The organism is Sphingobacterium sp. MYb388, from assembly GCF_037479535.1.
Classification (GTDB): Bacteria; Bacteroidota; Bacteroidia; order Sphingobacteriales; family Sphingobacteriaceae; genus Sphingobacterium; species Sphingobacterium anhuiense.
Window position 1 is genome coordinate 917,319 of the sequence record NZ_JBBGYV010000002.1, and the last position, 25,760, is coordinate 943,078.

The 25,760-nt window shown below is 35.7% G+C and carries 12 protein-coding genes; 8 read left to right on the plus strand and 4 right to left on the minus strand.

Features of this window, described 5'->3' with window-relative positions; genetic code table 11:
* Positions 1–8 precede the first annotated feature (8 nt).
* From WH188_RS09695 to WH188_RS09710, 4 genes are all read left to right on the plus strand, one after another.
* Entirely contained in the window at positions 9–1,946 is a 1,938-nt protein-coding gene (locus WH188_RS09695; RefSeq protein ID WP_206368474.1) for a RagB/SusD family nutrient uptake outer membrane protein, read from the plus strand.
* 12 nt (positions 1,947–1,958) lie between these two features.
* Positions 1,959–3,152: a DUF5000 domain-containing lipoprotein gene (locus WH188_RS09700; protein WP_168127415.1), complete on the plus strand. Its 1,194-nt coding sequence runs from the start codon at positions 1,959–1,961 to the stop codon at positions 3,150–3,152.
* 9 nt (positions 3,153–3,161) lie between these two features.
* The gene (locus WH188_RS09705; protein ID WP_168127416.1) at positions 3,162–3,848 is read left to right on the plus strand and encodes a DUF4998 domain-containing protein; all 687 of its coding nucleotides are present in this window, start codon (positions 3,162–3,164) and stop codon (positions 3,846–3,848) included.
* A 429-nt stretch (positions 3,849–4,277) separates the two neighbouring features.
* Positions 4,278–7,193, plus strand: coding sequence for a glycoside hydrolase family 2 TIM barrel-domain containing protein (locus WH188_RS09710; protein WP_339423891.1), 2,916 nt, complete (start codon positions 4,278–4,280; stop codon positions 7,191–7,193).
* Between the two features lie 260 nt (positions 7,194–7,453).
* Here the strand turns inward: WH188_RS09710 and WH188_RS09715 are convergent, their stop codons facing one another.
* Both WH188_RS09715 and WH188_RS09720 read right to left on the minus strand, forming a co-directional pair.
* On the minus strand, positions 7,454–9,016 hold the full coding sequence (locus WH188_RS09715; RefSeq protein WP_132770190.1) for a RagB/SusD family nutrient uptake outer membrane protein: 1,563 nt from the start codon (positions 9,014–9,016) through the stop codon (positions 7,454–7,456).
* Between the two features lie 17 nt (positions 9,017–9,033).
* On the minus strand, positions 9,034–12,150 hold the full coding sequence (locus tag WH188_RS09720; RefSeq protein WP_132842107.1) for a SusC/RagA family TonB-linked outer membrane protein: 3,117 nt from the start codon (positions 12,148–12,150) through the stop codon (positions 9,034–9,036).
* A gap of 493 nt (positions 12,151–12,643) precedes the next feature.
* Between WH188_RS09720 and WH188_RS09725 the strand changes: the two genes are divergently transcribed.
* The gene (locus WH188_RS09725; RefSeq protein ID WP_339423892.1) at positions 12,644–14,311 is read left to right on the plus strand and encodes a glycoside hydrolase family protein; all 1,668 of its coding nucleotides are present in this window, start codon (positions 12,644–12,646) and stop codon (positions 14,309–14,311) included.
* A 253-nt stretch (positions 14,312–14,564) separates the two neighbouring features.
* The gene (locus WH188_RS09730; RefSeq protein WP_168127419.1) at positions 14,565–17,471 is read left to right on the plus strand and encodes a glycoside hydrolase family 2 protein; all 2,907 of its coding nucleotides are present in this window, start codon (positions 14,565–14,567) and stop codon (positions 17,469–17,471) included.
* 124 nt (positions 17,472–17,595) lie between these two features.
* On the opposite strand, the gene WH188_RS09735 is transcribed toward WH188_RS09730, so the two are convergent.
* A complete protein-coding gene (locus WH188_RS09735) occupies positions 17,596–18,312 on the minus strand; it encodes a helix-turn-helix domain-containing protein (protein ID WP_168127420.1) in 717 nt (238 codons plus the stop codon).
* A gap of 1,055 nt (positions 18,313–19,367) precedes the next feature.
* Here WH188_RS09735 and WH188_RS09740 point away from each other — a divergent pair.
* Positions 19,368–22,577, plus strand: coding sequence for a SusC/RagA family TonB-linked outer membrane protein (locus WH188_RS09740; protein ID WP_206368476.1), 3,210 nt, complete (start codon positions 19,368–19,370; stop codon positions 22,575–22,577).
* A gap of 5 nt (positions 22,578–22,582) precedes the next feature.
* The gene (locus WH188_RS09745) at positions 22,583–24,364 is read left to right on the plus strand and encodes a RagB/SusD family nutrient uptake outer membrane protein (protein WP_132842113.1); all 1,782 of its coding nucleotides are present in this window, start codon (positions 22,583–22,585) and stop codon (positions 24,362–24,364) included.
* Positions 24,365–24,709: 345 nt separating this feature from the next.
* Here WH188_RS09745 and WH188_RS09750 read toward each other — a convergent pair whose 3' ends face one another.
* Positions 24,710–25,708, minus strand: a complete 999-nt coding sequence (locus WH188_RS09750; protein WP_339423893.1) for a metallophosphoesterase family protein — start codon at positions 25,706–25,708, stop codon at positions 24,710–24,712.
* Between the last annotated feature and the right edge of the window lie 52 nt (positions 25,709–25,760).

A 25,760-nucleotide genomic window follows, 5' to 3' on the forward strand; every position in this document is an offset into this window, starting at 1 on the left:
TATTTGATATGAAAAATAATTTAAATATAAAAATGCAGTACAAGCGAGTGTTTGTGTCAGTAATGATTTTAATGTGTATCATGATTATTTCAGGATGCACAAAATATTTAAATGTTGCACCTGATAATTTACCTCGAGTAGAAAATGCTTTTGCACTTAGGAGTGAAGCAGAAAAGTACTTATTTACTTGTTACTCTTATATCCCTGATGAGGGAAGTACTGCATCGAATCCGGCTTTTTTAGGAAGCGATGAGATGGTCGCGCCTTTAGTTAGTCGATCTAATAGTTTAGCGGCAAACCTACCTAGAGGAAATCAAAACGTAGTGGATCCTTATTTTAACAATTGGGATGGAAAGAATGGTGGTGTTCCTTTATTTCAAGCGATACGTGATTGTAATATTTTTATAAAAAATATGCAAGATATGAGTAAGGTGCCCGATATAAACCTAGATGAACGAAATAGATGGATAGCTGAGGGACAATTTTTGAAAGCTTATTATCATTTTATTTTGATGCGTGCTTATGGACCAATTCCCATCATGGAAGTAAGTCCTGAGATTGATCAGCCGATCGAAACGATGAAACTTAGTCGTATGCCAATAGATAGTGTAACAAACTTTATTGTTAATTACATTGATTTGGCTGTGCCTAATCTACCCATAGCAATTGCTAATACCGTAAATGAACTGGGGCGGATAACAAGACCTGCAGCATTGATGTTAAAAGCTAAAGTTTTAATCTTAGCAGCGAGTCCATTGTTTAATGGAAATTCAGATTATACTAGTTTTAAAGACAAAAAGGGTCAGCAGCTGATAAGAGCTGATTATGACGCGAGCAAATGGGAAAAAGCCGTTCAAGCTTGTAAAGAAGCAATTTTAATCAGTGAAACAGCTGGAATAAAATTGCACAAATTTAATTCGGAACTGTTTAAGTTAAGTGATACAACAACTTATCAGATGGGTCTACGAAATGCTGTAAGTCAAAAATGGCAAAATTCAGAATTAATCTGGGGTAATTCTAATTCCAATACAAATTATACACAAGCGGTTACTGTGGGACATTTTGATGGTCGTTATGGTAGTAGTAATGGTGCAATTGCAGATGTGGGAGCAACAATGAAATTAGCAGATCTGTTTTATACTGCTAATGGGATTCCTATTGCCGAGGATAAAACCTTGCAATTTGCAGACAAGGGAGAATTGCGTACAGGAGTTAATAAGGAACGCTTTAATAATCTATTGAATTATCAATCTTCACGTTGGAACTTTGATCGTGAGAATCGTTTTTATGCAACACTAGCATTCGACGGCAGCATTTGGTACCAGGAAGGAAGCTTGACTCGAACCGATGAAAATACCTTTAATATACAGTCCAGATTAGGAGGTCCGAGCTCTGGAACACCCCTTCCTCCATCGGGATTTTTTTGTAAAAAATTAATTAACTGGAAGTTTATGTGGAGTGCTGATAATGGTATCAGTTATGAACGTTATCCATGGCCTAATATGCGATTGGCAGATTTGTATTTACTTTATGCTGAGGCACTAAATGAATTGTCTGGACCGAGCGATGAAGTGTATACCTATTTAAACCGAATCAGATCTAGATCAGGTTTGAAGAGTATCGAAGAAAGTTGGAGCAATTATTCTAATAATCCCACTAAGTATCAAAATAAAGAAGGACTGCGACAAATCATTAGACAAGAGCGAGGAATCGAACTAGCATTGGAAGGTAGTCGATTTTGGGATGTTAGAAGATGGAAAACAGCTTCTTTAGAAACAAATGGGAATGTGCAAGGATGGGATATATCACAAAGTTCACCTTCTTTATACTACCGTGTTTTGACATTTTATAGCCAGCGTTTTGTCGCTCCTCGTGATTATTTATGGCCGATTGCTGAAGACAACTTATTAGTTAACGAAAATCTAGTGCAAAATCCAGGTTGGTAATTCTATAATAATATGAAAAAGATTAAAAATATATTTTTCACCAGCATCATCAATTTAGGATTGATGATGCTGAATGGCTGCCAGAGCGATATTTTAAATGCTCCTATAGAAAATAATACTGCAAAACCAGATGTGGTGACCAATATAAAAGTAGAAAATAAAAGTGGGGCTGCTTTGTTGACTTACACCTTACCCTCTTCGGAAGATTTACTCTATATTAAAGCAGAATATGAAATTCGTCCTGGAGTAAAGAGAGAAGCAATCAGTACTTTTTATACGAATCAATTATTGGTTGATGGTTTTCATTCTACTAATGAACATCTGATCACTTTATATGCTGTTAGTCGTAGTGAGATTAAGTCTGATCCGGTAAAAGTGACCATTAAACCATTAAAATCACCTATTCAACGTGTTTTTGAAAGTTTAGCTATTATACCAGGTTTTGGAGGACCGAATATAAAATTTGAAAATAAAGATCGAGCACCTGTTGTTATTATTCCAATTATTAAGGAAAGTCAAGGACAAATAAAAAGTTTAGAAAAAATCTATACTCAAACTTCATCGGGTAATATAACATTACGTGGACAAGAAGCTATCGAAACCAATTTTGGATTTACAGTTTCGGATAAATTTGGAAATTTTACTGATACGGTTTATAAAAATATAACACCTTATAGCGAGGCCAAGTTGGATAGAACTAAATTTGCTGAGTTTCCGTTACCTGGAGATGCGGCCCTAGCGTATGGGACATTTGTGAGGTATTTGTGGGATGGTAATTACACTGGGGCTCGGTGGCCTTGTATATTTACTACAGAATCTGCAAGTACACCGCAAACTATTACAATTGATTTGGGCGTTACTAAAGCCTTAAGTAGATTGATATACTTCCCTAGAACTGAAGATGGAACTAATTTTTACAGAAGAGCTTGTATGAAAACATTTGAAGTTTGGGGAACAAATAATCCCTCATCCAATGGGAGTTTTGACAATTGGACGTTATTGGCCTTAAATACCATTGTTAAACCTTCTGGACTTCCTTCAGGTCAGGAAACTGCTGAAGATAAGGCGTATGCAGAGCAGGGCTGGAGTACGGAGTTTGAACCTGGATTACCTCCATTTAGATATATTCGAATAAAAAATCTTAAAAATTGGGAAAATACTTTCTCGATTATGGGTACACAAATTGAAGTTTACGGAAGCAAATAACATAAATCAATGAAAAGAAATATTATATTGAGTATTATGGCAATTGCCTGGTTTACCTCTTGTAGAAAAATGGATGATTATAAATCATTCCAAGGAGGTAAGGAAATTTATTATCCTGGAATATTGGATTCTGCACGGGTGTTTTCGGGTAATAAAAGAGTGTTATTATGGGGGCTTTTTACATCAGATCCAAAGATTGTTAAGTATAAGGTTTTTTGGAATGGAAAAGAAAGTTCAATAGAAAAGGACATCGTTCGATCTACAGGTATTGACACTGTAGAGTTGTTTTTGAATAATTTGAATGAAGGAGGTATAAGTTTTGAAGTAAGAACGTTTGATGCAAAAGGTAATAGTTCTGTACCTGTTAATGTGAGTGGTATCGTTTATGGAAATAATTATGCAGATGGTTTGATTAATAGAGGCTATAATAGGGGGACGACAGTTTATGATGACAATACTGGAGTGTTGACAATTGATTGGGTTAGTGTTGATCCGACTGCTATTTTTACTCTAGTGGAATACATCGATACTAATGGAGAAAATAGAATATTGAAAGTAACAGATGTTGAAGCTGCAAAAACCTTTATTACAGATTATAGAAAAGGGACTAACATTACCATTAACACTGCATACTTGCCCAATACTACTGCTATTGATACTTTCTATGTCGCAAAAAAAGAAATATTTAAGAGGTAACTATCGTTTCAAATTTACTGCCTCGATTATTTTGTATGATAAGTGAAAATACGAGAATTTAATGATTGTTAATAATTTTTGGTCTCTTAAGCTGCGATATGTAATAAATGCAATTGGGTTTTATTAATCTTATATGGTACAAAGCAAACTAAAGATATTATGTTGTTGCGATAATAGTATAGATAGATTATGATCCTTAAAATTTCTTTTAGAAATTAAGAAGAAAGGTTAATAACAGTCTTGTCATGATAATGGCAAGACTGTTATTATAATAAGTGTTATTTTTTAATATGTGGTTGCTTTTAAAATTATTGTTTAGAGGTAGGATAGTTTACTTAATGATCAATATTGTTTTAGAATCAGCTCTTACATTGATATATCTTGCAGTTATAAGTTTGTTAAGTTATAATCTTCTTAAAAATGCAAATTGTGAAAAATTGTTCAGTATTTATTTTAATGATATTTTTTGCTTCTCATGTGGTTGCCCAAAACTTTATGGCAGGTGGACGACAGCATTTACCACCTAAATCTACTCGGGTAGATGGTATTGATAGCGCTGTGAAAAGTCTGGATGGTGAATGGGAAATTAATCTTACCCCATCTGCTACGTCTATTTCTGATAAGACTGCTTCAGCTAACTGGAATAAAATTATGGTGCCAGGTGAGGCCATGATGCAAGGGTTTAAAATAAAGCATGACACCGCCTTTGTATACCGTAAAAAAATAAACATCACCGAAAATACTAAAGGTAAACGTCATGTTGTGCGTTTCAACGGTGTATTTAATCATGCAAAGGTTTATTTTAATGGGAACCTCGTGCGTGAGCATTTTGGTGGGTTTACCGCTTGGGATGCGGATATAACTAAATTTATCAAACCTGGTCAGGACAACTGGTTGCATGTGGAAGTGACGGATCGTGCGGATGATATTTCTTATGCCTCTGGGTATGCACATCATACTATAGGCGGGATCACACGAAAAGTTGATTACGTTATCTTACCAGAAAGTCCTGTTCAATATCTATACGCTAAATCATTGCTTACTAATAATTATACGGATGGAACATTAAGTATACAGATGGAGTTACCTCAAAGTAAAGACTTAACGGCGCGTTATGAGTTAATGGATCCTTCTGGAAAAAAAGTTTGGGCAAAACCGAGATCTTTAAAAGCTATCGGTAATTTCTGGAAAGACAGTATTGCTGTCCCAAAAGTAAGTTCTTGGACGGCGGAGTCACCTTTTTTATATAAGATGATCTTAAGTGTCATAAAAAATGGTAAGATCCAACAAACGATCGAACAGTTGGTTGGTTTTCGGAGTATCGAAATTAATAAAGACAATGAAATGTTGGTGAACGGCAAAACCGTAAAGCTACGGGGGGCTTGTCGACACGATATGCATCCTACACTTGGGCGTAGTACCAATCGGGCGCAGGATAGTGTTGATGCTGTACTGACCAAAGAATCGAATATGAATTTTATCCGTACTTCACATTATCCTCCAACTGAAGACTTTCTTGAGTTCTGTGATCGATATGGCATCTATGTACAGGAAGAAACTGCGGTTTGTTTTGTGTTGGATTGGCGAGTGGTACCCTACAATAAATTTGAGACACAGAGTGATTCAGCTTATACGGATCGTTACCTTGGTCAGTTAAGTGAGATGATAGATCGGGACAGAAACCATGCTTCTATTGTGATGTGGTCTATCGGGAATGAAAGTAATTGGGGTACTAATTTTCAAAAATCGTATGAGTTTGTAAAATCTGTGGATAAGAGCAGACCCGTTTCTTGGTCTTTCCCTGCTACTGCTTTGGATCAAGGGAAAAGAAATTTTGACATCCTGGTATCGCACTACCCAGCATATAATGGTAAATATAGTGATCTAGGCAAGTACGAGAAAAATATGAAAGGGGAAATGCCGATTATTGGCGATGAGTGGGTACATGTGAACTGTTATAATACCGATTTGAGCACTTATGATCCTAATGTAAGGGATTTTTGGGGAGTGAGTATGGACTCTACCTGGACCTATCGTTTTGATGTGAAAGGCTATCTTGGCGGTGCTATCTGGGGAATGATTGATGAAACTTTTACGATGAAAGATGGTATGACGGGGTACGGTCCTTGGGGAATTGTTGATGTGTGGAGAAGGAAGAAAACCGAATTCTGGAATACTAAAAAAGCATATTCACCGATTAGAGTGCTGGTCGGTGATGTTAAAAAAGCAACAGGTAGTATCATATTACCACTTCATAATCGCTATGATCATACTAATTTGAAAAGTATTAAAGCAACAGCTTTAATTAATGGTAAAGAAGTTGCTATTGTCATGCCAGACGTGGCACCCCATGCTAAAGGTCAAATGATTGTTCCGATCTCGACTTCTACTTCATCCGTAAAGATTCAGTTTAAAGAAAAAACAGGTGCATTGATTGACGAGGAGTTGATCAGTATGGAGGGTGAACATAAAGCCCCTGCAATCGTATCAACAGGTGTCTGGACAGTGGCTGATGAAAGTGGTCAGTTCACATTAAAATCTGGCGATTTTACTTTTAAAATCAATAAGAAAACAGGAGCTATTGATCAGGGATCCGTAAAGGATGTAGCTGTAATTGTAGGTAATCCTCTTCTAGTGGTGAATAGACCTAAAGATGCTGGTGTACTCAAAAATACAGATGCCATATTATCGGGTGATTATCGTATCGCTAACTTTAGTTTTGATCAATTGAATAAAGAGGTCTTTGTAATCTGTAGCAAAGGTGAAGTGGATAAGTATCCGGTTGAGATGGTTACCTCTTTATATCCTAACGGGCAAATTAAAATATCATACAGCGCGGACAGTATTCCTGCCTATACCTGGGATATAGGGGTAGGTGTGCCTGTAGCTTCTGATCTGGATAAAATAAGCTGGGATCGCAAGGGTTATTGGACAACTTATCCTGAGGAACATATGTCAGCTTTAAAGGGCACGGCTAAAAAAGTGTATAACAGCACTGAATCTTTTGGTATCAAACCAAATTTTGAAGTATCTCATTCGATGTCGGACTATTTTCTTACTAAAAAAGATCCTGCGGTATTGTACAAAGCCGAAATGTCAGCATCGGGAATTTATCGAGCTAAGAAAGAAAATATTTATAGTTATACCGTGTTAGTAGATGGGGGTGCCTTAAATGTAATTAGTGATGGTAAGCAAGCTGCAAAAATGAATGTTAATAAAGATGGTGGCCAGCAATTGCTCGTGAGTGATAAATGGGATTATTGGACGATTAGTTGGGGTAATTATCAAGGTACTCGCAATAAAACCAAGAAATATTCAGGAACAGTGTTTTTACAGTTGAAGTAAAAAATTAAAATATAAGGTGTCTTTTTAGTTACCTTATATTTATTGGATTTAAATAATTAGAGGTTGGCTAGAAAAATCATGATAATTACTGACTTGGTTTATGGTCTTTGCCAGTACTATTATAAATCTTCAGCTCCTTTAAATGAGTAGAGAATGGGGTTTTATGATAATGAAGAAAGCACAGCTGCAATTGTAACTGTGCTTTCTTCATATTTAAGGAATTAGTAGGGGAGATATAGATATCTAATTACTCCAAGGTTTTAATACCCTGGATTCTGTTGATCTTTCATGTTTGGAGCATTGTCTATATCTTTTTGAGGGAAAGGCATCAAATAGTCTTTCTCTTTTCTGAATATTCTCTTTTCAATTGATCCTTTGGTTTGTCCACCATTTAATACGATTGATTTATTTAGTATCTCCTCGGCAATTTTCCATCTTCGAATATCTGAATAGTAAAGACCTTCACCAGCAAATTCAATTCTTCTTTCATGTCTGATTCGTTCACGCATCTGTTCTTTAGAGAGACCAGATGGAATAGCAGGCATATTGACCGTAGGCCTAGCTCGTACTTGATTGATCGCTGTGTATACATCATTGGTTGGACCCGAAATTTCATTGAGTGCTTCTGCATACATCAGTAGAACATCTGCGTACCTAATCACAATTCCATTAATTTGTGAAAGACCGGTTCCACCTATTGCATTGCTAAGGTTTGTATTATTATCGTATACAGTGTATTTTTTATAACTATAACCTGTATATACTCCAGGCCAACCATCAGCTGTTACAGGATAAGGAACGGAGTTGTAAAGTACTCCTTTTCTGAAAATCGTCTGATCAAGTCTTGGATCTCTATTATTGTTAGGATCTTTGGGATCAGCAATTGGATTGGTAGTTGTGTATTTACTCCCATCTTTCATTTCGTATTCATCTATCAGATCTTGTGTAGGTTCTATTGAACTCCATCCTGGCGAATTTGTTGGAGCATATATACCTAAATAAATGTCCCAGCTCGTTGGAAATCTTGGTTGCAAAAATTGGATGTCAAAGATTACTTCGCTGTTATTCTCATTTGCTTCTAAAAATAGGCTACGATAATTCGGAAATAAAGTGTAACCCATTTTCATAACTTGAGATGCTGATTGAGCCGATTTTCCCCACTTTTCTTGGTAAAGGTAAATACGAGTCAGAAGACCATATGCGGAACCTTTTGTGACACGACCTTTTTCACTAGCTTCATTTGGAAGCATCTCTGTTGCTGCCGTTAAATCTTTTTCAATCTGTGCATACACTTCTTCTTTTGTGCTTTTTTTTGCATTCATCTGCTCAAGATTAGGGTTGTCCAAAATCATAACAACTCCCCCCCAATAATTAACAAGAATGGAGTAATAATAAGCTCTTAAAAAATATGCTTCTCCTTTCATCGTAGCTTTTCGACCTTCGTCCATTTGAACTTTATCGATATTTGCTAGAAAGTTGTTTGTTGCCGAGATACCTCCGTAAGCACCATTATACATATTTCCCATCCCTCCTAGATCATTGGGTGTCTGTGCACTCAGAGAGATATTTTTCCATCCTTCCCATGGATAATTGCTATATGCGTTAGGAGTTAGTACATCTAGATAGGGCAATACTTCTGTCGTGACATCCCAAAGTGCAGAATAACAACCAATGTTTGCAGCTTTAGCATCTTCTTCTGTTTTCCAAAAGACTTCTGGTGAAATGGAATCCTGCGGGAGTTTGTTTAGGAAATCTTTTTGGCACGAGGTTGTTAGAATAGCTAAAGCAGCTATACTCATTGAGATATATTTTTTAGTGTTCATGATAAGCTTTTTTTAGATTAAAATTTTAGATTTATACCTCCTGTAATCATCCTAACATTTGGATATTGTGCAGGAGACATATTTGCTAAGTCTCGTTCGGGATCAAGCCCTTCAAACTTGGTGAACGTGAAAACATTCTGTGCATCAATATACACTCTAATCCCGCCCATTTTGAGTTTAGAAAGTAGACTGCTAGGCAACGAATAACCTAATTGTATATTCTTAACTCTTAAAAACGAGGCGTCTTGAAGCCAAAAGCTGTTATCTGCATAATTTTGACTGTTGGATGCACTATATTGTACTAATCTTGGTAGTTTTGCATTGGGATTTTCTGGTGTCCATGTATTGCCAGCTTCCCATCTTTTTGATACTCCTGCACCATTTAGGAAAGGAAAATATAATTCACTACCAACATATGATTCAACATCTGCAACACCTTGTAAATTAATACGCAGATCTACTCCTTTATAACTCACGTTAATATTAGCCCCATACGTCCAGGTTGGTATTGGTTTGCCGACAACTTGTCGGTCATGAGCATCGATGATACCATCAGGTTTTCCCTCAGGACCACTGAAATCTTCAAATTTAATATCACCAGGTTTAGTAGGGACAGCATTTTGCTTCGGGCTGGAATCTACTTCTTCCTGCGATTGGAATATACCTAAAGACTTCCACATATAGAATGCATTAATAGCTTCTCCTTGTAATAATGCGTTTCGTCCGATTTGTGGATCAGGTATGTAGTCTATCTTATTTTTTACATGGGTCAGATTAAAGCCAGCATTAATATCCACTTCTCCAATTTTATGAGTATAGTTAGAAGATAATTCCCATCCCTTGTTGCTTACAGTTGCTAAATTTCTGAAAGGGGCATTTCGTATTCCTATGAAATTTGGAAGTTGGATCTGACGTAAAATACCCTCGCGTTTATCCTCAAAGTAGTCAAATGTCACATTCAATTTTCTTTTTAATAAAGTGGCATCAAATCCAATATTTGTTTTTGTACCAACCTCCCATTTAATATTTTCATCAACGATGGACATCTGTGCAATTCCTGTTGCGATATTGTCACTTAAGGGATAAAATCTAGCAAAAGCAAGTGTTGGAATATACGCATACAAATCTCGTTGGTCATTGAACCCCATACGATCATTACCAGATTTACCCCATGAGGCGCGAATCTTTAATTCGTCAATCAATGTCTGATTTTTCATGAAATCTTCTTGTGTAATTCTCCATCCGGCAGATATAGATGGAAAGAATCCCCATCTGTTTTCTGGAGAGAATCGTGAAGAACCATCGTATCGTGCAATACCTTCAAGTAAGTATTTCTCTTTATATGCATAATTAAAGCGCCCTATATAGGAGCGAAGTGCCCAACCATATGTCGTTCCATTTGTTAGTGGTGTAGTAAGCCCGGCATTTATTTCAGTTAATGTATTGTTGACGAATCCCATTATCGATCCCGATAAAGTCCGGTATTCTTCTTCCTCTTGACTGTATATTCCCGCTATCGTAAAATCATGATTTTCTGCAATGATTTTGTTGTAAGTCAAACTACTAAAAAGTGTTTTATATAGAGTCTTATCCCAATTATTGCTCGCATTAGGGCCTGAGGCATTCATTGTTGAAGTGACAGTTAATGTTTTTGGGTTATAGACAAGAGTTTTGGGAACAAAAGTCTGATTATCATTTGTTGAATAATTAACACCTCCTGTAACATTAAATTTTAATCCATCAAGTATTTTATAATTTAAAAATACATTGGTATTAAAGTTTCCATATGCACTGTGGTTCTTTCCTTCATTAACCATAGCGAGTGGATTTCGGAATTGAGCATTGACTGAATTAACCCATGTAGAAGCATATTCACCATTTGAGGTGTAGGTTCCATAGTAAGGAAGTGTACGATAGAGTTCCGTAAATAAATTACCTGAACCATTAAAGGATTCTTTTCTGTTTTGGTAACGAATACCAGATCGTAAACCTACATCTAATTTATCATTGACTTTAGTATCTACGTTGGCTCTGAGATTGTAGAGTTTTGCATTTCCATTTTGCACAATTCCATCCTGATTGGTATAACCCAGTGATAAGTTAAATTGGGTATTTCCTTCCCCGCCAGATATACCTAATTGATTGGTCTGAATGCTAGCATTACGCATGATCAGATCTAACCAATCTGTGTTGGGATAAATATTGGGGTCTTTACCATTTTGGTATTCGTTAATCGTTTCTTTACTAAAAAATGTTGGACTTCCTTGATTTATAAGTGCCTGATTATATAAGTTCATATAATCTACCGAATTTGTAATCATCTCAGGAAGTTTAGTTGCAGTCTGTTTTCCAAAAGATGTAGTGAAATCGATTTTAACTCTGCCTTTAGCACCTTTCTTCGTTTGTACAAGTATAACTCCATTAGCAGCTCGAGAACCATAAATAGCAGCAGAAGCATCCTTAAGAACTGAAATAGACTCAATATCATTTGCATTTACTGCTCCCAGTGATCCCACTATTCCATCAATAATAACTAATGCATCACTTGTTCCTATAGTACCGATTCCTCTCACTCGTATGTTAGCTCCATCACGACCGGGCTGTCCAGACTGTTGGTTTACCCATACACCTGGTACCTGTCCAGAAAGTGCTTGGGTTGCATTTGTAATGGGTCTGTTGGATATTGCATCAGATTTCATTACACTGACGGCACCAGTTAATGTAGCTTTCTTTTGTGTACCGAATCCAACTACTACAGTTTCCTCCAGCATATTAACCTCCGTGTCGAGTGTAATAGTAAGGTTAGCAGGGTTTGTACCGATAGGAACTTCTTTTGAAATATAACCGACATATGTGATAACCAATGTTTGATTGGTTGTAGCATTCAGGTTGAAATTACCTTCTGAATCGGTTTTAGTTCCAATTGACGTTCCTTTTACTTTTATGGTTACTCCAACTAAAGGTTTGCCTGATTCATCAGTAACTTTTCCTTTTATTTGTTGGTTTTGAGAGGTTTGCTGTGCATTTATTAGCGCATAATGTAATGAGCTTGCTTTTGCTATCGGGACAGTCCCAAACAAAAGCACAAATGCAGTCATGCTTCCCGTAATGTTAACGTTTAGCTTTCTTTTCATAGGTTTAATTTTAGTTTATTGTTTTGAGGATATTGTTTACAATCGTTTGTTTAAATAGGCAATGATATTATATGAAAATTACCTACGTAATATCATCCACATTTCTGTTTAGTATCAAAATTTATTGATCGTGATAGTCGTGATTTATATTGAACTGTAAAACTAGTATGAGAAAAAAAGAATAACCAAAACTTTTCTGACATGTATTAAAACTATTTTAACTTAATGATGGGATATGTTAAAACTTGTCAATCGCATAAGGGTAATATAGTGTCATTATAGGGTAAATAACTTTATGTAAAGTAGGCTGTTTACTAGGTCATATATTTTTATGAAGTTTCCTTTGATAATAATTGGAGTTTTTGTCTAGTTAATCTTTTCGATTTAAGATATTAAGTGATAATATTGGATCAAAGCTTGGTAAAATAGGCTTTGCAATATAAAATTGGTCATAAGTATCTTTACATAACTATTATTTACTTCACTTAAGATTATGAAAAAACCGAGAAAATTTGGACTGTATACGACTGCTTTATTTTGCTTGTGGATGATTGCCCCATCTTATGGTCAAATTACTGAAAGGCCACGTCCTAAAGAATGGGATCTTCTTATTGAAGGTGCTCGCTTTAAAGATCGTTTTCTACCTATGCCTAAAGGAAAAGTTATAACTGGAAGTGATTGGGGAGCGGAGGGAGTGCGGAAACGATATATTGATAATGGAAGCGAAGATAGCGAGCGATCGTACTGGGGCGGTAACATCTTAAAAGGCGACGATGGTAAGTTTCATCTTTATGTATGTGGATGGCCTGAAAGTTCAGAGAAAGGACATATGGAATGGCCGAATTCAATTGTATACCATACGGTTAGTGATAATTCAATTGGACCATACAAAATTGTTGATACTATAGGTAAAGGACATAATCCTGAAATTTTCAGAGCGAAAAATGGTAAGTATGTGATTTATGTGATCAATGGTTACTACATATCTGATAGCTATAACGGCCCTTGGAAGTATGAGAAATTTGTATTTGATCAACGGGATCGTCCTATCATCGAAGGTTTGTCAAACCTTACCTTTGCAAAGCGTGAGGATGGATCTAATTTGATGGTGTGCCGAGGTGGTGGTATCTGGTTTAGTGAAACAGGTTTAAGTCCTTATAATCAGATAACAGATAAACGCGTATATCCAGCTGTTGATGGAGAGTTCGAAGATCCAGTTGTTTGGCGCGATCATATTCAGTATCATCTTATTGTAAATGATTGGTTGGGACGAATTGCTTTTTATCAGCGTTCTAAAGATGGTGTAAATTGGATAACTGATCCAGGGGAAGCTTATACCACTGGTATATCTTTTCATCAGGATGGTGTAAAGGAAGATTGGTTTAAGTATGAGCGCATTAAAGTATTGCAAGATAAGTACGGTCGAGCTTATCAGGCAAATTTCGCCGTTATTGATGTTTTAAAGCTGGAAGATAAACCGAATGACCGACATAGTTCAAAAAATATTTCGATTCCATTGAACGCAGGAATGCTGATGGAAATGCTGAATACAGAACTACCATCTTTAAATACAAAATTTGTCCGTGTCAAAGTGTTAAAAGAGCCTAATTTTGATCCTGCTAAGGAATTGGATTTACAAACATTGCGATTTGGAAAATCAGAGCTTGTTAATTATGGAAAAGGGAGCCGTGCAACTAAAATAGAAAATACAAAAGATGGGGTTATCATTACATTTGAGAATAGTGGGCATGGGTTAACTCAAGATGAATTTGCTCCCAAATTAATTGGTAAATCTAAGTCGGGAAAGATTCTTTTTGGTTATACCAGAGTGCCATGGGTGGCGTATAACGAAGCGATTTTATCAGCTAGAAAGCCGATAGTGAATAAAACAAAAGATCAGCAAGTTTTCGAAGTACAGGTGGATAATTTTGGGCTAGTGAAATCTAAGGAAAGTAAGTTAGAATTATATATTCTTGATGGTGAAAAGAAAACTTTGATCGCTAGTGGACTGATAGCTCCACTTGATCCTTATGCCATGAGCAAAATTAAATTAGCAGGAATTATTCCATTAACAAAGGGGGCGAATAATCTAATGAAACTTGTTATTCAGGAAAAAGGTATTCAAAAGTCAACATTTAATTTTGAATTGAAACTTGATTAATCTTATTTTTTGATGTAGGAAATCTAGCAAATGTTTACTTGCTGGATTTTTTAATTTTTAGTGTATGTGGATAGATTTTCAATAATTTATACTGAAAGAGATGTTGTATGGGATATTATGAGGTATTATAGTTTAAGAAAGGGTTAGTTTAGTTGCAGAAAAGACGATTTTTATTATTCATTTTTGAAACGTACATGATCTGTAATCCGGGAGGGATTTTTTTATCATGAGTAAATATCTAAAATCTAAATAAATGAAATCATTATTAGTCCTTTTCTTTGGATTTCTTTCTCCGCTTATAATATGGCCGCAAGATATTGTTGTTCCAAGATTAACGACTTTTCCTGATCATATCCAATCTACAAAAATAGATTTGAATGGAAAATGGTTATTTGATGTTGATCCGAACGAAAGTTTCTGGAAGTCTCCGCAAGCTGTAGATTGTAAGAATATACAGGTTCCGGGCGAATGGGTGATGCAAGGTTTTGAAGTAGAGAAAGGAGCTAAGGCGGGCTATTTTCGTCAATTTGAAATCCCTGTGAGTTGGAAAGGACAGCGTGTCAAGCTTAGAAATAATGGGATTTTTAGTGAAAGTACGGTTTATGTTAATGGTAAGAAAGTAGGAAGTCATATAGGTGGATTTACTCCTTTTGAGATCGATGTGACAGATTTTGTTCACTATGGTGCCACTAACCAGATTACAATAGCTGTACGTAGCGAAAGTTTGGCTGATTCCTTAGCGAGCGCATCACGCTATGCTGTACATGCCCTTGGTGGTATAACTCGAGATATATTTTTGTTTGCGATCCCAGAGACAAATATTTCTTCTTTTCATGTGGTTACTGATTTTGATGCGAGCTATACAGATGCGGTTTTGTCTGCGGATGTGCAGTTGTCAAATGAATCTATTAAAGCCAAAGGTACTCTTAAACTAGCACTTAGTTTGTTGGACACAGAGGGAAGATCCGTTGATTTAGGAAAGTCGGAATATCTAGTTGATGAGTTGAAAAATGGTGTAAATTTAAATCGTAGTCTAAAGTTTCAGATTCGTAAACCTCATCATTGGACATCTGAGTCTCCCTATTTGTACACGTTAATTTGTGAATTAAGTGATGGATCGGGTGTTTTACATCGCACAAAGCGAAGAGTTGGTTTTAGAGAGCTTGAAGTAAGAGGAAACCAGTTTTTGGTTAATGGAAAACCGATCAAGTTAAGAGGCGTTAATAGACATGAAGTGATGCCACTGCGAGGAAGATCTTTGGAAGGTGATATTTGGGCTAAAGATGTTAAGTTATTTAGAGAAGCCAATGTAAATTATATTCGTACATCGCATTATCCTCCTGATGAGAGATTGCTTGAGGCTTGTGACGAGCTTGGCATGTTTGTAGAGGTTGAGGCTCCATTTTGTTGGGCACATGAGACTGCTATTAAAAAAGAGGATATGTACCCTCTTCTGGTGAATCAACATATTGAGATGGTTAACCGGGACAGGAGTCATCCTTCTATTATTATGTGGTCTTTAGGAAATGAGTCTAATCTTTATAAAGAGTATTTTAAGGAAGCTGGTGAAGTTATTAAAAAGATGGATCCATCCCGTCCCCGCATATTCAGTCAATGGGGCCCGGATGCTGATAATGGCGAGCTTGAGGTGACGAACCATCATTATCCTGGTCCAACTGGTCCAGATATGTATCGCAATAGTAAACGTCCGGTAACTTTTGACGAATATATCCATGTAAATTCTTACAATCGTTTTGAACTATCGGCAGATCCGGGTGTAAGAAATATGTGGGGACCGTTATTGGATAAAATGTGGACAGCTATGTACAACAGTCAAGGTGTGCTTGGTGGTGCAATCTGGGCTGGAATAGATGATACTTTTTTCTTACCTAACAACAAGGTTGTCGGATATGGAACATGGGGTCCGTTGGATGGCTGGCGTAGGGCGAAACCCGAGTATTGGAATATGAAAAAGTCATACAGTCCAGTAAAATTAGAACAGCGTGGAAATTTATCAAAGGACGGTGTAGTATCTTTTGATGTCGAGAATCGTCATAATTTTACGGATCTGTCTGCTTGTCGATTTGAATGGCGCTCTGGTCAGGATAGTGGGGTTGTGCAAGTGAATTTACCTGCCAGAAGTAAAGGTCATTTTGATATCGATCTGAAGAATGAAAAACACTTGGATCAGGAAATTTATTTGAGAATAATTTCTCCTTTAGGTTTTGTAATAGATGAATATCTATATTCCTTGAAACCGAAAGTAATGGTCGCGGAGGTTGAAAAGAAAGGTTCTGTCAGTTTTGAAGAAAAAAATGAAGCTATCCTTGTTAAGGACAAGAACAAGGTGTTTGAAATCAATAAGTCTGATGGGCTTTTAAAAGTTTATGATGTCCATGGTAACAATCTGATCAATAAAGGGGCTACATTGATGTTATTGCCGCTCAATTCGGAAGGCAGGGGTATTCAAATGGTTGGTAAAGATCAAAATTTTGAACCTTTTAACCCTGTTTGTGAGAACTGGGTATGTCAGTCGGTGGTCTATAACATACAGAAAGATAGTTTAACTATACGTGTTAAGGGAGCATACAAAGAAGCTGAAGGAGCATATATTTATGTGTTTAAAGCAAATGGCGTATTAACGGTTAGCTATGATTTTGAATTGAGAACTGCAGTATCACCAAGGCAGGTTGGATTGGTATTTGAAATACCTAAAGAATTTAATAATTTAGAATGGAAACGTCATGGATATTGGAATATGTATCCGCAGGATCATCTCGGGTCATTGACTGGTCATGCTGTCGCTTTTAATCCTGATCTACCCGTTTCTGCTTCGGCAGGACCATCTGCTTTACCCCACTTAGGTTGGTCTTTTGATCAGACAGATGCAGGTTCGAACCTCTTTAGGGCAACGAAAGAAAATATTTACTCTGCTGATTTGTCGAATTTAAATGGGAATAAGGTTAAGGTCTTAGGTAATGGTAAACAACATTTTAGAGCTTGGATAAGCACGGATAAAAATAGTATTAATATGTTGGTCGCAGATTACAATAATGCTGGACGTGAAGGTTTTCTATCCTCTCATGCAGAGGTTGACTATCGTCCCTTAAAGAGGGGGGACCGTGTAACTGGAAAAGTAATGTTACGGTTTGAAAAATAAAAGAAATAAAATTATAAATGAGAATATAAAGTCCAGACAGATTAACTTCGACTGGACTTTATATTTATTAATGGTTTTTCGAGTATCAATTTATCGATATTTACTAGCAATGAAGCATTATTTTTTATTTCAGCAACTCATTTTTGTACTCGCTTGGAGTAATTCCTTTTGTAGTTTTAAAAATCTTGTTAAAATTGGATAAACTGTTAAAACCACAATCATAAGCGATATTTCCAATCTGGTTTTTATCTTCATTAATGAGTTTACATGCTTGACTAATACGGACTTCATTGACAAACTGAATAAATGTTTTTTGCGTGCGGGTTTTAAAATATCTACAAAAAGCATGTTTGGTCATATTCGCTATTTTGGAAACTTCCTCTAAATTTATTTCTTTAGAAAAATTGTCGAATACATGTCGGAAAATTTTATCGATCTTTTCATTGTCTTTAGCAATGTAAGTATTTGTATATCCTGGGCTTGAAAGAAAACTATATTCCTGAGAATTTAACATTTTTTGGAAAAGCTCAAGTAAGAGAATCGTTTTTGGGATACCCTCACTGCTTATCATTTTTTGTAAAATACTTTTCAGGTCATTTTTTAATTTACCATGAAATATTAGCCCTCTCTGAGATAGGGCAAAGAACTGCTCGAGTTTGGATGTGTTAAAAAAAAGGGAAAGTGTACTAATTAACTTATCCGGCTCAAAGTATAATGCCATCGAAGATGCCGCATGGTTAATATTTAAATCTTGACTGTCATTGTGCCAGACATGTGGTAAATCTGATCCGATGAAAGTCAGTTCATCACTGGTAAAAGTATCTAAACTATCTCCAATCATGCGACGACCTTCGCTTTTGACAATGTATGTGAATTGACATTCTTTATGAAAATGAAATTCTGTTGAAAAAAAAGGTCGGTTTATTTCACGTGTTACAAATATATTGTTTTCAAATCCTTCTAAAACTTTTGCAAATACGGGCTTCATGTATATTGATGGTTTTTTAGGTTCTATAAATGTACATAGCTAATATAAGATTAGTTTTAAGTAGTCACAAGTATTTCCTGTCTCGTATATTGTAATTCACAGGGTTGTTACATTCTAGTTGCTTCGAAGATATAGTTAGATATTTATTTAATGAAAAATTAGGCTGCGAATTTTTCAATTTATCTTAGTCAATTACGAGTTTATCCAATATTTTATGATTAAAAGTTCTCATAAGTCAGTGTTATTTTTTAATTATTCCTTTTTTTTTGTTAATTAATGCTAAACTTTTAATTTTTTTTCATTTCTCTTTTGTTTTCTTCTTTCATGTTGCTCTAAACGTTTTAATTTGTGTATTTTGTCATTTTTATATAAATTATCTTTGATATTTGAATTATAATATCTATTATTGATGTTAAGCTATATTAAATAATTGTTGGTAATAATATTGCAAATTATTCTTTTTGAGACAAGTTTCAAATTGATCATTTATATCTTACCCTGTTATTTATACCGAGCGTGATTTACTATATAAAACCTGATAAAAACCATTTTTTGCTAATTATTTAAAGATTGTAGAATATAAATGTTCTTCACAAGTCTACTTAATATGAATAAAAAAATTTTTAATTTAATATTGAGTTTAAGTAATGCTAAACTTGAGGCCTTATATTTGGGGAATTAATGTTGTTTTTAATTCATTGTTTTACTATTTGTAAACAGATAAATCATAATATAATAGCTGAAAATTGACATTTTTAATAACACTATTTAAATCATCTAAAATAAAAATGCCTATGGATAACTAGTTACAACATCCTTAAAAAGAAAGGAGATGCGCTAACATCTCCTTCAAGTGTAAGGAAACCAAAAAGTCTAAAAAAATTTTAATTAACCTTAATTGTTCAAATATGAATAAGTTTTCCCTCGTTTCAAAATGGAAAGGTAAATTTTATTGCCCATTGTATCGAGTTTCAACTACCCAAAAAGCATTATCCCTAGGTTTAGTGCTATCCCTAATGCATGTGAAGCAGAATGAAATATTTGCTTCACCACTTCACAATATTGTACAGTCAGAAATCCTTGTCAGGGGTAAAGTAATCAATCAAGGACGAGGTTTACAAGATGTATCTGTCTTTGTTAAAGGAAAGAAATCAATAGGTACTAAAACGAATAGTGCTGGAGAGTTTGTTATGGAAGTTCCAAAAGGATCAACGCTGGTATTTACTTCGGTAGGTTATAAACAACAAGAAATCTTAGCTACTTCTTTATTAAGTATTGAATTACAGGAGGATGCTTCAGTTCTTGATGAAGCTGTTGTGGTAGGTTTTGGAACACAAAAAAAGATTAATTTAACTGGTGCTGTAGATCAGATTTCTGCCAAGCAATTGGAAAATCGCCCTGTCACCAATATCGGAGCTGCATTGCAAGGATTAATCCCTAATTTAAATATTACAAATCCTAGTGGAAACCCTACTGCAGCTGCAACCTTTAATATTAGGGGCACTACATCTATAAATGGAGGTGGTCCATTGATTTTAGTAGATAATGTTCCACATTCGGAAGATGAATTGGCAAGATTAAATCCTAATGATTTCGAAACTTATACGGTCTTAAAAGATGCAGCCGCAGCTGCTATTTATGGTGCAAGAGCCGCATTCGGTGTTGTGTTAATCACTACTAAAACAGCTAAAAGTGATGATGTTCAAGTAAATTTAGGTATCAACACTTCGGTCCGTACTGTAGGTAAAATGCCAGATATTGTAACAGACCCTCTTACTGTTATGGAATATAAGCGTATGGCCGCGGCTCCACTTTATGATTTGTTTCCTGATGCAATTCGAGACTATGCAAAGAAAATGCAGGAAGATCCGTCATTGCCCAATGTTATTCTGGATCCTACCAATAAATTGAATTATATGTATTATGGTTCGACGGATTGGATGGATGAAGCATATAAAAAAACTGCCCCTACTACGACTGTTAATATGAGTGTTGGCAAAAGAGCAGAAAAGCTACAATACTTATTTTCAGGCGAATATTATAAACAGGATGGGATGTTAAAATATGGTGAAGATGTTCTAAAAAGATATAACGTGCGCGGTAAAGCTGATTTTCAAGTAAATGATTGGCTTTCTTTTGGTAATAATACTTTATTGACTATTCGAGATTTTAATTCTCCAGTTTTTATGGATGGTGACTTCTTTTGGAATGTCAATCGTACAAGCTCCTTGGATGTGCCTAAAAATCCTGATGGAAGTTGGACGTCGGCAGGAGCAGGTTTGCTGGGGCGTATGCAAGAAGGAGGACGAACGACACGTAATATAAATGAGTTTCAAACAACATTTAATGCTAAAGCTGCAGTAATAAAAAATATTTGGGATATCAATGCTGATGTTACATTGCGGCGTACAAGTGGAAATACTGATTCATACGATGTGCCAATTCCTTATAAAATTGGACCTGAGACAGAGATTAAGTATGCCGGTTCGACTACCTCATATGCAAGTAAAAGCAATGATAATAACAGATATGATGTTATCAATATTTATTCAAATTTTAATAAAACATTTGGAGATCATAATTTAAGTGCTCTACTTGGTTACAATCAAGAATATAGAAAAAATGAATGGGCATCGTTGCGTAGGAATGATCTATTATCAAGAGATTTACCAACTGTCGAACTGGCTACTGGCACCATGACGACGCGTCATACTATAGATGACTGGGCTGTTCAGGGGATTTTTTACAGGCTGGGTTATAATTACAAGGGAAGATACCTTGCTGAGTTTAATGGTCGTTATGATGGATCGTCAAGATTTCCAAAAGGTGATCGTTGGGGCTTTTTTCCTTCTGCATCAGCAGGATGGGTAATTTCGGAAGAGCAGTTTTTTGAACCGATTAAACCTGTACTTAATATGTTTAAGCTTAGGGGATCATATGGTCAATTGGGGAATCAAAGCGTTGCAAATTATTCGTTTGTACCCACAATGTCGGCGTCGAAAATCGGACAGATATTAGGAAACGAGAGACCAATGTCAATTGGAGCTCCAGGTGAAGTTTCAAATAGTTTAACTTGGGAAAAGGTTTCTACGACGAATTTCGGTGTAGATCTAGCTGCGATCAATAATCGATTGAATTTAAATTTTGATACATATGTGAGAAAAACTGAAGGTATGCTTTCTGCAGGAAGGACCCTACCTGGCGTTTTTGGAACAGCATCACCAAAGATAAATGCTGCAGATCTTAAAACCAAAGGTTGGGAGTTACGTTTGGGTTGGAATGATCAATTTGAGTTATCTAATTCGCCATTTAAATATAATATCACTTTTGTTATCGCAAATAGTAAAGCTGAGATAACAAAGTTTAGTAATCCTGCCGGGAATTTGGGTGACTACTATACAGGAATGAAGCTTGGTGAAATTTGGGGTTTGGAATATGATGGTGTTTTTGAAAACCAAGCACAGTTGGACGCTTTAAATCAAGTTGATATCGGAAATGGTAATCAAGGTAATAACTCTTATATCGGAGATATTAAGTTTAAAGATTTAAATGGTGATAAGCGTATTAATTTTGGTAAAAATACCTTAGAAGATCATGGTGACCGTGTCATTGTCGGAAACTCGAGTACTCAGTATCCGTATAGTTTAGATTTAGGGGGTGATTGGAAAGGATTTAATTTGCGCGTTTTCCTTCAGGGAGTGGGTAAAAAGGATTGGTATCCGGGTGGTGCTCATGTTTACTTTTGGGGAATTTATGCCCAGCCATGGACTAATGTAACTGTACAAAATCTGGATCACTGGACTCCGGAAAATCCAGATGGTTATTTCCCTGCGGTTCGAGCTTATGCTGCAGAAGTTTCTAATCGTTCATTAGCTGTTCCAAATAAAAAGTATATGCAAGATGCGAGTTATTTGCGAGTTAAGAACATAACTTTTGGTTACTCATTACCTAAGCAATGGGTTGAGAAAGCTGGTCTTGGACGAGTGTATTTTTATTTTAGTGGAGAGAATCTATTTGAAAAATCTAATCTTAAAGTTTCGTTAGATCCAGAAGGATTAGGAGGACAGATTTATCCATTTCAACGTACCTACTCTTTTGGTATGAATTTAAATTTTTAATGATTATGAAAAACACAATAATTATTTCTTTGGCATGTGTAGTCGTATTGGCACTCACTTCTTGTCAAAAAGATTTTTTGGATCGATTTCCTCAAACGAGTGTGACTGAGAATAGCACATTTAAGACTCCTGCGGATTTAGAAACATATACGAATGGATTTTACGGCATGATTGGTCCTAATTATAGCGATGGATTTACGGATAATATTGCGGGTATGAGTGGATCGTCAACAACAGATGCAATGGTTAGAGGCAATCTAACAATTGCTAATGCTGGTGGATGGGGAGGATGGGATAACGTGCGTAGAATCAATTTTATGCTACAAAGAGTTGCAAACACGACGGGAGATCAAGCTTCGATTAATCATTATGTAGGTATTGCTCGTTTTTTTAGAGCAAACCTATATTATAATATGGTGATGACTTATGGTGATGTGCCTTGGTACAACCAGGTGATCAAAGATACGGATGAGGACTTGCTGATGAAAAAGCAAGATAGCCGGACTTTAGTTGTCGATTCTATTATGGCCGATTTAGAATATGCTGTCGCGCATATTAAACCTGGAGGAACAAATACTAGAGTGACGAAATGGGTCGCATTGACCTTGCTATCTCGTATTGCTCTTTATGAAGGGACATATCGTAAGTATCACACATATCTTAATTTAGAAGAGACTGCTCATAAATTTTTGGAAAGATCGGCAAGTGCTTCTAAGCAAGTAATGGATCAAGGAGGATTTAGTATCACTAATACAGGTAAGCTTGAAGAAGATTACAGGAACTTATTTGTTAGCAAAGATTTGTCAGCTAATAAAGAAATTATTTATTTATGGAAGAATGGCGAAGCGGATGGGGTAGCTAATAATACGCATACTGTATTTGATTACCAATGGGCATTGAGTAAAGACTTGATGGAGGAATTTTTGATGAAGGATGGTTCCCGTTTTACTTCATTACCTGATTATGATAAAAAACAGGTGACTGAAATATTTAAAAATCGCGATCCTCGTTTAGCAGAGAATATTATGGAGCCTGGTTTTAAAACGAATCCTGATGTTAATATTCCTTATGTATTGAAACCAAGTTATGGTGGATATCTTCAGATTAAATTTTATCCTAGAGACCCGAATCAGCGTAAGGGATGGAACTTAAACTACACGGATCTTCCAATGATGCGTTATGCTGAGGTACTTTTAAACTATGCAGAAGCGCAAGCAGAACTTGGGAAAATAACTCAAGGTGACCTGGATTTAACTATTGGAGTATTAAGAAGACGGGTAGGAATGCCTACTTTAAAACTTGCAGAAGCACAGAGTAATATTGATCCTATTATGGCTTCAAAATATAGTAATGTAAAACATGCTAATAAAGGAATTGTTTTAGAAATTCGTAGAGAACGAAGAATAGAATTAGCCTCTGAAGGTTTTAGGTTTAATGATCTAAACAGATGGTATGTTGGGGAGTTATTTGCAGTCAACCCTAAAGGTATTTATGTGCCTGGCTTTGGAGCACTTGATGTAACAGGAGATGGCGAACCCGATCTTGTTATCTTAGAGAAAGAATCTGATAAAGCTTCATTACCTGAAAAATACAAAGCGTTACCTGGATATTATGTAAGTGAAAATAATATTTATTTGAGTAACGGTAGTTCAGGTCATATTGTCTTTTTTAAAGATAAGAATCAACCGCGTCAGTGGGTTGATGGTCCTAAATATTATTACCGTCCGATTCCAATTGGACAGACTGTCTTGAATCCAAATTTGATACAGCCGTTAGGTTGGAGATAATAGCTGTTAATTTTTTTTGAATATGGTTAGCCCTTGATTTTCGAGGGCTAACTTTTATTATAGTAGATGACGCAAATAATTCTTTTGAGATTTTTTGCTACCAATAGCTCGCTTTAAAACTCATGCCTGTGGTGTATATTTAGATGTTAAAGGAGGTAAGAAATTGGATCGCAATGGAATATTTTTAGCATCGATGGCTTCCGTTGCAGTTATCTTTTTAAGAAGAGAATATCTAAGTTAATTATATTTACGTGGATGATTTTTCTGGTAATGTTAATTGTTTCCAGATATGGTAATGATATTGATTTCATAATAAAGGCCTCTAAAGAGGCCTTTATTATGAAATCAATATTTCAATTTTCTCGAATCAATTTCGGAAGTTATTGGATATACATCTTTGTAAACATCAATTCCTGCATCGCTTAATGGTACTCCAGCCATTTTGGTTTTCGTACCTTGAATACGAATATTCTTTTTATGATCTAGGTCAATTACTGCCCAAATTGGATCTTCATATACGAGTGTATAGCGAAGGATGCCGTGTTTTTTGTAAAAATCATCTGAGAACGCCGTACTTTTAAAGTCTTCTCCTGCCCAATAGTATGATGAACTGTTAATCTGAACATAATGGATCCCATTGATTTCATTGTGATAATTCATATGATGGTGACCTGTTAACACAAGTACTACTTTGTTGAAGCCTGCCTCTTGGTTTATCTGTTCGAATAGATAACGTACCTCCATGCCATTATCTAATCCTCCTAATGTATTTTCAAGTCCTTGATGACAGAAAATAACTGTGCGTAAGGATGTGTTTTGAAGGTCTTTTTTTAGCCAGTTAAGTTGCTTTTTTGTAATAGAGCGTGGATAGCCATCTATTTTCTTCGTTTCACTTTTTTCATTGCCATCTAATACGACAAAATGAAAACCGTTCTTATCAAATGAATAATAAGGATTTGTCGCACCCCAAAAAGCTAAAGCTTGCTCTTTGGAAAATCCACCATCGGTATCGTGATTTCCCAATACGTAATGTTTTTCTCCCTCGAATTTACTCCAAATATCTAGTAAGGGTTTATTCTGAGGTTTAGGTACACAAAAATCACCTAATTGAATTATGAAATCGGGCTTCTCTTTGATCATAGCATCAATAAATAATTGTGCTCTTCGGTCGCTATCATGCATAAGGTCATAATGGAGATCTGATATGACTCCAAATTTAACTCCTTGATTCTTAAGGGTACTTGCTTCAGTACTTTCAACTAGTGGAGCTCCCATGGTTTTATTTACTAGTAGTCCTGATAGACTAAGTCCTCCAATTTTTAAGAATGATTTTCTGTTTATCATAATTGACAATATATAATTCGGTTGATAAATTGCTTATTAATATTAGCTGTAA